Source organism: Streptomyces sp. NRRL F-4489, assembly GCF_001509485.1.
In the GTDB taxonomy this organism is placed as follows: domain Bacteria; phylum Actinomycetota; class Actinomycetes; order Streptomycetales; family Streptomycetaceae; genus Streptomyces.
This window is the reverse complement of sequence record NZ_LLZI01000277.1, coordinates 1-12,756: the sequence shown is the minus strand read 5'-3', so window position 1 is coordinate 12,756 and position 12,756 is coordinate 1. Positions and strand designations below refer to the sequence as shown.

8 protein-coding genes and 2 pseudogenes are annotated in these 12,756 nt (G+C 73.6%); 4 read left to right on the top strand and 6 right to left on the bottom strand.

Annotated features, from left to right (window positions below):
- Nucleotides 1-233 precede the first annotated feature (233 nt).
- Nucleotides 234-926 (top strand): TetR/AcrR family transcriptional regulator, encoded by a 693-nt coding sequence (locus tag ADL22_RS30755; protein ID WP_066987339.1) that lies wholly within the window; start codon nt 234-236, stop codon nt 924-926.
- Between the two features lie 114 nt (nt 927-1,040).
- Entirely contained in the window at nt 1,041-2,609 is a 1,569-nt protein-coding gene (locus ADL22_RS30750; protein WP_079064558.1) for a nitrilase-related carbon-nitrogen hydrolase, read from the top strand.
- A gap of 302 nt (nt 2,610-2,911) precedes the next feature.
- Here ADL22_RS30750 and rbsK read toward each other — a convergent pair whose 3' ends face one another.
- The 6 genes and pseudogenes from rbsK to ADL22_RS30715 all read right to left on the bottom strand — a co-directional run bounded on the left by rbsK (nt 2,912) and on the right by ADL22_RS30715 (nt 11,191).
- A complete protein-coding gene (gene rbsK, locus ADL22_RS30745) occupies nt 2,912-3,829 on the bottom strand; it encodes a ribokinase (protein ID WP_066987336.1) in 918 nt (305 codons plus the stop codon).
- Between the two features lie 140 nt (nt 3,830-3,969).
- Nucleotides 3,970-5,888: pseudogene (locus ADL22_RS36550) on the bottom strand (substrate-binding domain-containing protein).
- A complete protein-coding gene (locus ADL22_RS30730; protein WP_066987328.1) occupies nt 5,881-7,515 on the bottom strand; it encodes a sugar ABC transporter ATP-binding protein in 1,635 nt (544 codons plus the stop codon). The pseudogene ADL22_RS36550 and the gene ADL22_RS30730 overlap by 8 nt, the downstream one beginning before the upstream one ends.
- A gap of 301 nt (nt 7,516-7,816) precedes the next feature.
- Entirely contained in the window at nt 7,817-8,818 is a 1,002-nt protein-coding gene (locus ADL22_RS30725; protein WP_066987327.1) for a LacI family DNA-binding transcriptional regulator, read from the bottom strand.
- 353 nt (nt 8,819-9,171) lie between these two features.
- Nucleotides 9,172-9,600 (bottom strand): organic hydroperoxide resistance protein, encoded by a 429-nt coding sequence (locus tag ADL22_RS30720; protein ID WP_066987324.1) that lies wholly within the window; start codon nt 9,598-9,600, stop codon nt 9,172-9,174.
- A gap of 568 nt (nt 9,601-10,168) precedes the next feature.
- Nucleotides 10,169-11,191 (bottom strand): NADP-dependent oxidoreductase, encoded by a 1,023-nt coding sequence (locus tag ADL22_RS30715; protein ID WP_066987321.1) that lies wholly within the window; start codon nt 11,189-11,191, stop codon nt 10,169-10,171.
- An 85-nt stretch (nt 11,192-11,276) separates the two neighbouring features.
- Between ADL22_RS30715 and ADL22_RS30710 the strand changes: the two are divergent.
- Nucleotides 11,277-11,705: pseudogene (locus ADL22_RS30710) on the top strand (MarR family winged helix-turn-helix transcriptional regulator); the annotation flags it as partial.
- A gap of 385 nt (nt 11,706-12,090) precedes the next feature.
- Nucleotides 12,091-12,714, top strand: coding sequence for a disulfide bond formation protein DsbA (locus ADL22_RS30705; RefSeq protein ID WP_066987320.1), 624 nt, complete (start codon nt 12,091-12,093; stop codon nt 12,712-12,714).
- The last annotated feature ends 42 nt before the right edge of the window (nt 12,715-12,756 follow it).

The following is a 12,756-nucleotide window of genomic DNA, read 5'->3' as shown; positions in this document are numbered from 1 at the left end:
GCGGAGAGACGGGCCCTGGCCGAATTCTTACCCTCATACCGGACGGCTGGTAGGCATTGTTACCTGTCCGTTACGCCAGCGCGCCACTGCCACTGCCACTGCCGGGGATGGCGCATCGGACGCCGAGCGCCCGAACGCCCGGCCCGACATACCCACCCTGCGGCCCCCAGCGGCACCGGGACTGCGCGCCGCCGCAGGGCGGACCGCAGGACCGGAGGATTACTCTCGGCCGGGTGAGTGGTGCACAAGAGCAGGACGCGGCACGCGCCGCCCGGCGGGCCGGCGGCGGGCGGGAGGTCCAGCGCGCGGAGCGGCGGGCGGCGATCCTGGAGGCCGCGATGGAACTGATCGCCGAGCGCGGCTACCGCCGTACGTCCCTTGCCGCCGTCGCCGAGCGGGCCGGGCTCAGCCAGCAAGGGCTGCTCCACCACTTCCCCACCAAGGAACTGCTGCTGATCGGCGTCCTGGAGGCCCGGGACCGCTGGGACGCGGCCGCCGCGGCATCCGGTGCCTGGCGCACCGGCACCCTCGCCCAGCTCGTCGACTACAACGCCGCCCGCCCCGGCATCGTCCAGGCGTACACCGTGCTCTCCGCCGACAGTGTCACCGAGGACCACCCGGCGCGCGGCTTCTTCGAGGCCCGTTTCCGCGCGGTGCGCGAGGCCCTGTCCGACGCGCTCCGCGCCGAGTTCGGTCCCAGCCTGCCCGGCGGCCTGACCCCGGAACGAGCCGCCCCCCTGCTGGTCGCCGTCATGGACGGCCTCCAACTCCAGTGGCTCCTGGACCCCGACCAAGTCGATATGCCGACAGCCTTCCGCGACTTCCTGACCCTCCTCGGCAGCTCCGCTGGAGCGGACGCGGACGCCGGCTCACGGGAGAGAGCAACCGGCGCGGGTCGGGAGTCGGGGCGGGGCAGCGAGTCATAGCGCGGCCTTGCCTGGGCGACGGGCCTGCACCGCCCGCGCCCCCAGCCCGCGGGGGCGGGCCGGAGTTATCCACAGGCTGCGGCGGGAGGCGGACGGAGCGCGCATGATGGCCGCATGATCCTTGCTGCCGCACAATTCCCGTCCGTATCAGGTGATATCGCCGCCAATGCCGCGCGGATGGCCGGCCTCATCGCCGAGGCCGGCGACCGCGGTGCCGGGCTGGTCGCCTTCGCCGAGCTGGCGCTGACGCATTACGACCTCGACGCGATAGCCACCGATCCGATCGGGATGTCGGTACTGCCGGAGGACCCCCGGCTGGCGCCCGTACGCCAGGCATGCCGGGCGGCTGGTGTCGCCGCGGTGGTCAACGGCCCCGGACGCGGCTTCGGGGACGGGGCCAGGCCCACCATCTCCAGCTTCGTCTTCGGACCGGACGGCGCCCTCCTCACCCGCTACGACAAGCAGCACCTGACCGAGGGCGAGCGCCTGGTGTTCGCACCGGGCAGCGCGCAGGGGCGCTTCACGCTGGGCGGCATCCGGTTCGCGCTCGCCATCTGTTTCGACAGCGCCTTCCCGGAGGTGCCGGAGCGGGCCGCCGCCGATGGCTGCCGGGTGTATCTGGCCAGCGCCTTCCATGACGACGAGCAAAGAGCGGCGCAGTATGGCGCGTTGGCGCGCACCCATGGGCTGCATGTGCTGCTGGCCAATGGCGTCGGGAGGGGCAGCGGCAGTTCCGGGCCGGCGGTGGGGCGGAGCGGGCACTGGCTGCCGACCGGTGAGCGGGTGGCGACCGCCTCGTCGGGGGCAGACCCGGCCGGCCCGGGAGGCGGCGCCGACCTGGTGCTGGGCGATGTCCGGGACGCGATCACGCTGATGGCCGATCCGGCGGTGGCCGCCGTACCGGTCCTGGACTGCGGCGAACCACTGGTGGACGTGCGGACCGCGGCGCCCGGGCTGCTCGTGGCACAGCTGGAGAGCACGGGCGACGGGGGCTGTCCCGAGGGCGGTGCGGAGGGGGCGGGCGCCGAGGGTCCGTTCGCGTATCTGCGGGCGGGGGTGGTGACGCGGCTGGAGGCGGCGCAGAAGGCGCTGCCGGACGGCCTGCGGCTGCGGGTGGTGGAGGGCTACCGCCCACCGGCCCTCCAGCGCCGCTACTTCACGCGCTACGGGGAAGAGCTTCGGGCCGCCCACCCCGAGTGGGACGACGCGCGGATCCACCGCGCCGCCAGCCGGTTCGTGTCGCCCCCGGAGATCGCCCCGCACAGCGCGGGCGGCGCGGTGGACGTCACCCTGGTCACGGCGGACGGAAGCGAGTTGGACATGGGGACGCCGATCGACGCGTCCCCGGAGGAGAGCGGCGGCGCGTGCTACACCTGCGCCCCGGGCCTGACACCCTCCGCCCGAGCCAACCGCCGCGTCCTGGCCGCCGCGCTGCACGGGGCGGGCCTGGTCAACTACCCGACCGAGTGGTGGCACTGGTCCTACGGCGACCGCTACTGGGCGCTGACGACCGGCGCGGAGCACGCCCTGTACGGCCCCGTGGAGCTCAGCGCGGCCGTACAGAGCGCGGATGAGGCACCGGGTGAGCGGCCCAAGGTGCTCGGCGCGGGGCAGGACGCCCACGGGTGGCAGCGCGGCCTGGTGAGGCCGCGGGTGCCCGACGGCGCGGGGGCGGAGCGGTGAGGCGCGCAAGGGGGCACCGGGACGCGGCGCCGTCGAAGTGGCCCGTTCCCGTGGCGCGGCGGCGCCCCACCGCATCCGCACCCCGAGGCGCCCGCCCGATCGGCTCCCTTACGGGGCGGCTCCGGCGGTTCGGAGCACCGCCCCCGCTCGGACACTCCCGGTTGCCGGGATGGCCCCGACTGCGGCGGCTCCCACCACTCGGCCAACTCCCACCCCACCAGCGCCTTTGCGGACCAGGCACCCCAGCGCCCGGCAAGCCGGAACCGGGCAGCCCAGGGCCGCGCAACCCAGGGCACTGCCGGTCAGGACGCCGCCGGTTCCGGGAACTGGGACAGTTCTTCGGCCGTCGGGTACGACGGCTGGGCGCCCGGCTTGGTGACGGCGGCCGCACCTACCCGTACGGCGAAGCGGGCCGCTTCGGAGAGGGAGGCGCCGCCGGCCAGGCGGGTGGCGAGGGCGCCGGTGAAGGCGTCCCCGGCGCCGGTGGTGTCCACGGCCTCGACCCGGATGCCGGGCACGGTGGCCTGCCCGGAGGCGTCCAGGACGAGCGCGCCGTCGCCCCCGAGGGTCACCACGACCGAGCGGGCGCCCCGGTCCCGGAGCGCGGCCGCCCAGTCGGCCGGCGTGCCCCCGGTGCGGCCGGCGAGCCGGCGCGCCTCGTGCTCGTTGACCACCAGCGGGTCGGCCACGGCGAGGAGGTCGCGGTCGAGGTCCTCGGGGGCCGGGGAGGGATTGAGGACGACGCGGGTGCCGGCCTCCTCGGCGGCCGCGGCGGCGGCCCGTACGGTCTCCATCGGGATCTCCAGCTGGAGGGAGACCACCGCGGAGGACGCGATGACGTCCTTGGCCGCGGCCACGTCCTCCGGGGTGAGGGCGGCGTTGGCGCCCGGGGAGACGACGATGCTGTTGTCCCCGTCCGGGCTGACGATGATCATCGCGGTGCCGGTGCGGGCCCCCTCGTCCACGATGACCGGGGTGACGTCGGTGCCCGCCGCGCGCTGGGCGGACAGCAGGAGTTCGCCGTAGGCGTCCCCGCCGACCCGGGCCAGCAGGGCGGTGCGGCCGCCGATCCGGGCCGCCGCGGCCGCCTGGTTGGCGCCCTTGCCGCCGGCCGATTCCACCAGGTCCGTGCCGAGCACGGTCTCCCCCGCGCCGGGCCGCCGGTCCACCCGTACCGTCAGGTCCGCGTTGGCCGAGCCGACCACCAGGACGTCGTACATGCGCCGTTCCTCTTCTCTGTCCGGGCGTCGTTCTGTCGTGTCCATACGCCGCGTGTCTGTCTGTTCCTGCATGCCGCCGGGCGGCGGGCGCCAGTGGCGATGGCGGTCCGCCGCCCGGGCGCCGCCGCCGGCGGCGGCCGTCAGCCCGCGAACTTCGCCGCGTTGGCCGCCGTCACCAGCACCACCGGCACCTTGACCGTCCGCGGCAGCCGCTCCCCGCGGGCCGCCTTCAGCGCCCAGTCCACGGCCTGCTTGCCGAGGAGTTCGGGCTGCTGGGCGACGGTGGCGGTGAGCGTGCCGTCCCGCACGGCCCGGACGCCGTCCGGGGTGCCGTCGAACGCCACCACCTTCACGTCCCTGCCGGAGCGGGCCCCGAGCGCCTTGGACGCTCCGAGCGCCATCTCGTCGTTGGCGGCGAACACCCCGGTGAGGTCGCGGTGTGCCTGGAGCATATTGGACATCACGTCCATGCCCTTGGTGCGGTCGAAGTCGGCGGGCTGCCGCGCGACGACCTCGATGCCCGGGTACTGCTTGATGCCCTCCTCGAAACCCTGGCCGCGTTCGCGGGCGGCGGAGGTGCCGGGCTGGCCTTCGAGGAACGCCACCTTCCCCTTGCCGCCGAGCGCCTCGGCCAGCGTGCGCGCGGCGAGCCGGCCGCCGGCGACGTTGTCGGAGGCGATGGTCGAGCCGACCTGCCCGCCGTTGACCCCGCGGTCGATGGAGATCACCGGCACCTTGGCGCGGTTGGCGACGCCGACGGCCGGGACGGCGGCGTCGGAGTCCACCGGGTTGATGATCGCCGCCTTCACCTGCTGGCTGGTGAAGGTCTCCATCTGGTTGATCTGCTGCATCGGGTCGTTCTGCGCGTCGGTGATGTTGATGCGCAGCCCCCGGGCGTCCGCCTCGGCCTGCGCGCCCTTCTTGATGCCGACGAAGAACGGGTTGTTCATCGTGGACAGGGCCAGACCGAGGTCGGTGTGGCCGCCGCGGTCGCAGCCGGTCAGGGCGAGGGCGCCCGCCGCCAGGGCCGCGCCGAGCAGTGCCGTGCGCCGCCTCATCGCGCGCTCCGGCGCCGCAGGGTGTCCAGGAGGACGGCGAGCGCGATCACCAGCCCGGTGGCCACCTGCTGCCAGAAGGCCGAGACGCTCAGCAGGTTCAGGCCGTTGCGGAGTACGGCGAGGATCAGCGCGCCGATCAGGGTGCCGGACGCCTTGCCGGAGCCCCCCGAGAGGCTGGCCCCGCCGATGACGACGGCGGCGATGGCGTCGAGTTCGTAACCGCTCGCGGCCTGCGGCTGGGCGGAGGTGAGCCGGGCCGCCAGGACGATCCCGGCGACCGCCGCGAAGAGTCCGGACAGCGCGTAGATCACGAGCTTGCGGCGCTTGACGTCGATACCGGAGAGGCGGGCCGCCTCCTCGTTGCCGCCGATCGCGAACATCGCGCGGCCGGAGTACGTCCGGGCCAGGATCAGCGCGGCCACCAGCCCCATCGCGATCATGACGAGGACGGGCACCGGCAGCCAGCCGCCCAGGGTGTCGCCGAGGTGGTTGACCGCGCCGGGGAACGGAATCGGCGTGCCGCCGGAGACGACCAGGGCCAGACCGCGGCCGACCGACAGCATCGCCAGCGTGGCGATGAACGCGGGCAGCCGCCCGTAGGCGACCAGGGCGCCGGAGACCAGGCCGGCGGCCACGCCGACCGCGAGGCCGAGCAGCACCGCGAGCCACACCGGCATGCCCTGGCCGGTGGCGGCCCAGGCGGTGACGGTGGCCGACAACGCGGCGACCGAGCCGACGGACAGGTCGATACCGGCCGAGACGATCACGAAGGTGACGCCGAAGGCCAGGATCGCGGTGACCGACGCCTGCACGCCGACGTTGAGGAGGTTCTGCCCGTTCAGGAAGTCGCCGGACAGCGCCGCCATGACGGCGACCAGGGCGATCAGGCCGCCGAGCGGGCCGTTGCGCAGCACGGCCCGGGAGAACCACGGGCCGAAACCGTCCGGGGCCGGGTCCCCGCCCGCCGCCCGTGGTGCGGCCGCCGTCTTCACTTCAGACATCGGAGCCCTCCATCGCGCTCTCGTTGGTGTGCGTTCCGCCGGTGGTGCCGGGCGGGGGCTGGAGCGCCAGTTCCATCACGGCGTCCTGGGTGGCGTCGGCGGCGGCGAGTTCGCCGGTCAGCCGGCCCTGGGCCATCACCAGCACCCGGTCGCTCATCCCGAGCACCTCCGGCAGATCGCTGGAGATCATCAGCACGCCGCAGCCGGCCGCGGTCAGCTCGTTGATCAGCTGGTAGATCTCGACCTTGGCGCCGACGTCGATCCCGCGCGTCGGCTCGTCCAGGATCAGCAGCCGGGTCTGCGCCAGCAGCCATTTGCCGATCACGATCTTCTGCTGGTTGCCGCCGGAGAGGGTGCGGGCGGGCTGCCCCAGGCCGCTCATCCGGACCTTCAACTGCTCGGCGACGGCGGCCGCTTCCCGCCGCTGCCCGCGCCGGTCGACCAGCCCGCCCCGGGTGTCCCGGTCGAGCCGGGCCAGCGTCAGGTTGTCCTGCAGCGAGGCGTCCAGGACCAGGCCCTGGCCCTTGCGGTCCTCGGGCACCAGGCCGAGCCCGGCGCGCATCGCGGCCCGCACGTCCCCGGCGGCCAGCCGCTCGCCGGCCACCTCGACGGTGCCGGCGTCGTAGCGGTCCACGCCGAACACCGCCCGGGCGACCTCGGTCCGGCCGGCGCCGACCAGCCCGGCCAGCCCCACCACCTCGCCGGCCCGCACCTCGAAGTCGATGCCCTCGAAGACCGGCCGGGCCGCGCCGTCACCGGTCCGCCCGGCACCGCGGCGGGTCAGGCCCCGGACGCGCAGCAGCGGCGGGCCCAGCTCGTCGGGGCGGCGGCGCGGGTACTGCTCGGCGATGTCCCGGCCGACCATCAGCCGGATCAGCTCGTCCTCGCCGGTCGTGGCGGGCACCTCGTCCACCGAGCGGCCGTCGCGCAGCACGGTGACGCGGTCGCCGAGCGCGCCGATCTCGTCGAGGTGGTGGGTGATGAAGATGATGCCGACACCGGCGTCGCGGAGTTCGCGGACGATGTCGAACAGCGTCTGCACCTCCTCGGAGGTGAGGACGGCGGTCGGCTCGTCCATGATCAGGACGCGGGCGTCCAGGCTGAGCGCCTTGGCGATCTCCACCATCTGGAGCCGGGCGATGCCGAGTTCGGCGACCGGGATGTTCGGGGAGACGTCCAGGCGCACCCGGCGCAGCAGGTCGGCGGCGCGGGCGCGCATGGCCTTTTTGTCGACGAGGCCGAGCGCGGTGCGCGGCTGGCGGCCGAGAAAGAGGTTCTCGGCGACGGTCAGGCCGGGGACGAGGTTGAACTCCTGGTAGATGGTGGCGATCCCGAGCCGCGCGGCGTCCTGCGCGGAACGGATCTGCACCTCGCGGAGGCCGTCGGCCGACCCGTCCGGGCCGCCGTGGACGAGGATTCGCCCGCTGTCCGGGCGGTGGGCGCCGGAGAGCATCTTGATCAGGGTGCTCTTGCCCGCGCCGTTCTCGCCGAGCAGCACGTGCACCTCGCCGGCGCGCAGGGTGAGATCGACGCCGTCCAGCGCGCGCACGCCGGGGAACGCCTTGGTCACCCCCTCGACGCGCAGCAGTTCGCGGCCGTCCGGAACGTCGTCGTTGACGCCGGTCATGCGCTGCCCCTCTCTTTGGGTGGGGTGGTGGGTGGTGGGCGGGGTGATTCGGGGTGGGTGGTTCGGGTGGTCGGGCCGGCTTCGCCAGCTGGGGTAGACGGCGCTGCCGGGGATAGTCGGGGCGACCCTGGGCCCTTGTTCGGCCCGTTGCCCGTTGCCAGGCCCGGTCAGTTGTCGTCGGCGCTACGGGCTGCTGCTTGATCCCTTCGGTCCGTTCGGGGCTTGCGGGACGGGAGAGCGGAACGGTGCCGGAGGGCCGGGCGCGAGCGCGGTCGCGGGGTGCGGCTGGGGCTGGGGCCGGTCACGTGACCGGCCGTTCCCCGCAGGAGCGGCGTGTGACGAGGCGGGCGGGCAGCAGTACGGAGTCGGCGGGGCGGCCCTCGATCCGTTCCAGGAGGGCGTGCACGGCGGCCCGGCCCAGTTCGCGGGTGGGCTGGGCGATGGCGGTCAGCGGCGGGTCGGTGTGCGCGAACCACGGCACGTCGTCGTAGACCACCAGCGCCACATCGTCCGGAACGCGCAGGCCGCGGGCGCGGAGTTCGTCCATCGCGCCGAGCGCCATCAGGTTGTCGGTGGCCAGCACGGCGTCCGGGGGTTCGGGCAGATCCAGGAAGCCGCTCATCACCCGGCGGCCGCCGGTGGGCTGGAGGTCGGGGGTGGCGCCGACCCGTTCCTCGGGCAGCGCGATGCCGTGCTCGGCCAGCGCCGTACGGAAGAGTTCCAGCCGTTCGTCGCCGGTGGGGGTGCCGGCCGGGGCGACGATCACCGCGGGGCGGCGGCGGCCGAGCGCGGCGAGGTGGGCGGCGAGGTCGGTGAGCGCGGCGCGGCCGTCTGCGCGGACGCAGGGCGCGTCGATGCCGGGGACGGTGCGGTCGAGGAGGACGAGCGGGGTGCCTGAGGCCACGACCTCGCGGAGCATCGCCGAACCGGTGCCGGCCGAGCTGACCAGCAGGCCGTCGATCCGGCGGTCGAGCAGGGTGCGGATGTAGTCGTCCTGCTGGGCGGGGCGTTCGCCGGCGTTGCCGATGACGAGGCTGTAGCCGAGGCCGCGGGCGGCGTCCTCGACGGCGTCGGCGAGTTCGGTGAAGAACGGGTTGGTGAGGTCGCTGATCACCAGGCCGAGCGCGCCGGTCCGGGCGGTGCGCAGGGCGCGGGCGACGTTGTTGGGGCGGTACCCCAGTTCCCGTACGGCGGCGAGCACCCGCTCGCGGGTCTCGGCGACCGGGCTGTTGCCGTTGAGGACCCGGGAGACGGTGGCGACCGAGACCCCCGCCCGCTCCGCCACATCCTTGATGTTCGCCATGGCGCCGTTGCCGTCCGTCCTGCTTGTGTAATCGATTACGCGGTTTCGCGTGAGGGCTACGTAATCGATTACACGGCGGATGCGTCAAGGGGCCGCGAAGGTGGCCTGCATCACAACACCCGGGCTGCGGGAGGCGCCGGAGCCAACCCCGCCGCCGTAGCCGGGAACAGCCGAGGGCCGTACCCCCAGCGGGGAACGGCCCTCGGCTGCCGGGACTGACGCCTGAGCCGGGCGAGCGGTCTCAGGCGACCGGCTCAGCCGCCCGATCCGGAGAAACTGCCCGGACTGAGCGGCCTGCGCGGACTTCTCGGGCTGCCCGAACGACCCGGGCAGCCCGCATCACCCGAACCGCTTCAGGCGACGGTCAGCTTGACCTCGATGTTGCCGCGAGTGGCGCTGGAGTAAGGGCACACCTGGTGCGCCTTCTCCACGAGGTCCTTGGCGGTGGCCTCGTCGACGTTGGGGATCGAGGCGATGATCTCGACGGCGAGGCCGAAGGCGCCCTCGGGGGTCTTGCCGATGCCGACCTTGGCGGTCACCCGGGAGCCGGAGACATCGGCGCCCTCCCGGCGGGCGACGACGCTGAGCGCGCCCTGGAAGCACGCGCTGTAGCCCGCCGCGAAGAGCTGCTCCGGGTTGGTGCCGGCGCCGCTGCCGCCCTGCTCCTTGGGCGGGTTGACGACGACGTCGAGCTTGCCGTCGTCGCTGGCGACGCGGCCGTCGCGGCCGTTCTCAGCGGTGGCGACGGCGGTGTAGACGACGTCGACGGTCTGGATGGACATACGGAATCCTCCTGTGGTTCGCCGCGACTCGCGCCCACGCATCGCGGCGGCTTCCGATGAGCCTAACCGGCCCGGCCACCGCGACGGGAGGCGAGTCTCACAGTGCGGCGGGCACACCGGCCTCACAGGGCGGCGCAACGGCGACCAAGCGGGACCGGTCCGCACGGCGGCCGGCGGACGGCGAATCGAGCCGGACCGGCCCGCAGGGCGCCTGGGCGACGGACCGAAGACGGAACGGGCGGGCAGGCGTGCGGGCGGACAGGCAGACGCGAACAGTCGGTCGGGGGAGACGAACGGGGGCTGGCACCCGCCGGGCTGGGCTGGACTGGACGGGCCGCGACCGAGCTGGACGAGCCGGGCTGGCCTCGCCGGTCCGGGCAGGTCCGAGCCGCCTACGGTCCGTACCAAGCTGGGACGAGCCGAGCGGGCCTCGACCGCCCTGTGCCGCAACGGCACGGACGGCAGACCGGCCGCCCCAACTACCCATCACCAAGCGCTGATACCCGCACGGCCACTCGCGCCCGAACGCCCGACCCCGCGGGCCTTCCGCCCCCGGCACCCGACAACCTCAGTCCGCCAGACTCACGATCATCTTCCCGGTGTTGGCCCCGCGCAGCATGCCCAGGAACGCCTCGACGCCGTTCTCGATACCGGAGACCTTGGTCTCGGAGTACTTCAGCTCCCCGGAGCGGATCCACCCGGAGACCTCCTCCACGAACTGCGGCCGGAGCGCCTGATGGTCGCTCACCAGCAGCCCCTCCAGGCGCAGCCGCTTGCCGATGACCAGCGGGAGGTTGCGCGGCGCGCAGCTGGGCTCGGTGGCGTTGTACATCGAGATCATGCCGCAAATGGCGGCGCGGCCATGGACGTTGAGCGCGCTGATGGCGGCTTCGAGGTGGTCGCCGCCGACGTTGTCGAAGTAGACGTCGATGCCGTCGGGGGCGGCGGCCTTGAGCTGCTCGGTGACGTTGCCGTTCTTGTAGTTGAACGCGGCGTCGAAGCCGTACTCCTCGGTCAGCAGCCGGACCTTCTCATCGGACCCGGCCGAGCCGATGACCCGGGAGGCGCCCTTGAGGCGGGCGATCTGGCCGACCTGGCTGCCCACCGCACCGGCCGCGCCGGACACGAAGACGGCGTCGCCCTCCTTGAACTCGGCGACCGCGAGCAGACCGGCGTACGCGGTCAGGCCCGGCATACCGAGCACGCCGAGGTAGGCGGTGAGCGGAGCGAGGGAGGCGTCCACCTTGGCGGCGCGGTTGGCGTCGAGGACGGCGTGGTCCCGCCAGCCGAGGCCGTGCAGCACATGATCACCGGCGGCGAAGCCCTCGGCGCGCGAGGCGACGACCTCGCCGATCGCACCGCCGTCCATGGGCTGGTCGAGCTGGAAGGGCGGGACGTAGGACTTCACGTCGTTCATCCGCCCGCGCATGTACGGGTCGACGGAGAAGTAGAGGTTCTTGACGAGGATCTGGCCGTCGGCGAGCTCGGGCAGCTCGGCCTCGCGGAGCGCGAAGTCATCGGGGGCGGGCCAGCCCTGCGGACGGGCGACGAGGTGCCATTCGCGGCTGGTGGTCGGCAGCGGTGCGGACATGGGAAATCCTCCAAATGCTTCAGATCCTGAAACAATCATGCGCCTTGATATTTCACGTTGTCAAGCAATTGGGTATCCTGTGTGTATGACTCCGCGCCCAGACCCCCTGACCGTCGAGGTGGTCGATCTCATCGGCACCGTCGTTGCGCGCTACCACGAGGAGTACGAGCGCGCGGCGGCCGAGCACTCCCTCACGGGTGCCCAGGCCCGGCTGCTCAGGCTGCTGGCGATGGAGCCGATGCCGATGCGCCGGCTCGCCCAGAGCCTGAAGTGCGAGCCGTCGAACGTCACCGGCATCGTGGACCGCCTGGAGGCCCGCGGCCTGGTGGAGCGCCGTCCGGACCCGGCCGACCGCCGGGTCAAGCTGGCCGTCCCCACCGCTGAGGGCCGCGCGACGGCCGAGCGGCTGCGCACGTCGCTGGATTTCGCACGCGAGCCGCTCGGCCGGCTGACGGTGACCGAGCGGACCCTGCTCAAGCAGCTGCTCCGGCAGATGCTGGGCATCGACCCGGACGAGATATCCGGAGAACGGCCGGAGTCCGCGACGGGGCAGGGAGAGGCGACGGGCCGGGACGCGGAGCCGGCGCCCGGCGGGGAGCCGGGCAGCGGGGCGAAGCCGGAGCACATACGGGAGCCGGGGCGCCCAGCGGGACCCGGGACGCGTACGGGAGCCAGGTCGCGTACGGGAGCGGAGGCGCGCCGGGCAGGGAAGCCGTAGCGAGGAGACGGACGGAGGCGGCGACGCCGGACCGGGCGGGGCGGGGATGGCCAGGAGCGAGCGGCCCGCGAAGGACGGCCTCCCAGGCATCGACCGGGAAGGCGTCAGCGGCGAATTGGCCCACATTTCCCGAGGCGGAGTGTCCCGGGCAGCCGGGCCGGTGGCGCCGTAATCTGGCCGCATGACGCACCAGAAGCCCACCCGGCACTCCGTTGACTTCTACTTCGACCCCATCTGCCCGTTCGCCTGGATCTCCTCCCGGTGGATCCTGGAGGTGGAGCGCCACCGGGACATCGACCTGCGGTTCCGGGTGATGAGCCTGTCCGTCCTCAACGAGGGCCGCGAGGACCTCCCCGAGAAGTACCGCGAACTGCTGGACGCCGGCTGGGGCCCGGTACGGGTGTGCATCGCGGCCGCCCAGGAGCACGGGGAGGGGGTGCTGCGCGACCTCTACACGGCGCTCGGTACGCGTATCCACAAGGAGGGGCGCGAGGACACCGCGACCGTCATCGAGGAGGCGCTCGCGGAGGTCGGGCTGCCCGCCGAACTGGCGCGCGCCGCCGAGACCGATGCCTATGACGACGCGCTGCGCAAGAGCCACCACGAGGGCATGGACCCGGTCGGCGAGGACGTCGGCACGCCCACGATCCACATCGACGGCGTGGCGTTCTTCGGCCCGGTCCTGATGTCCATCCCGCGGGGCGAGGACGCGGTGCGCGTCTTCGACGGCGCCCGGCTGCTCGCCGGCTACGACCGGTTCTTCGAGCTGAAGCGGACCCGCACCGGGGAATTCGACTTCAGCTGAGGCGGGGCAGGGGGCCGGGGGTGGGGGTGGCGGGGGCAAGGG

Excerpts from the sequence above, each read along its gene's own strand:
- ADL22_RS30750 (WP_079064558.1), top strand. The coding sequence starts at position 1,041 with ATGATCCTTGCTGCCGCACAATTCCCGTCCGTATCAGGTGATATCGCC.
- rbsK (WP_066987336.1), bottom strand. The coding sequence starts at position 3,829 with ATGTACGACGTCCTGGTGGTCGGCTCGGCCAACGCGGACCTGACGGTA.
- ADL22_RS30730 (WP_066987328.1), bottom strand. The coding sequence starts at position 7,515 with ATGACCGGCGTCAACGACGACGTTCCGGACGGCCGCGAACTGCTGCGC.
- ADL22_RS30725 (WP_066987327.1), bottom strand. The coding sequence starts at position 8,818 with ATGGCGAACATCAAGGATGTGGCGGAGCGGGCGGGGGTCTCGGTCGCC.
- ADL22_RS30720 (WP_066987324.1), bottom strand. The coding sequence starts at position 9,600 with ATGTCCATCCAGACCGTCGACGTCGTCTACACCGCCGTCGCCACCGCT.
- ADL22_RS30715 (WP_066987321.1), bottom strand. The coding sequence starts at position 11,191 with ATGTCCGCACCGCTGCCGACCACCAGCCGCGAATGGCACCTCGTCGCC.
- ADL22_RS30705 (WP_066987320.1), top strand. The coding sequence starts at position 12,091 with ATGACGCACCAGAAGCCCACCCGGCACTCCGTTGACTTCTACTTCGAC.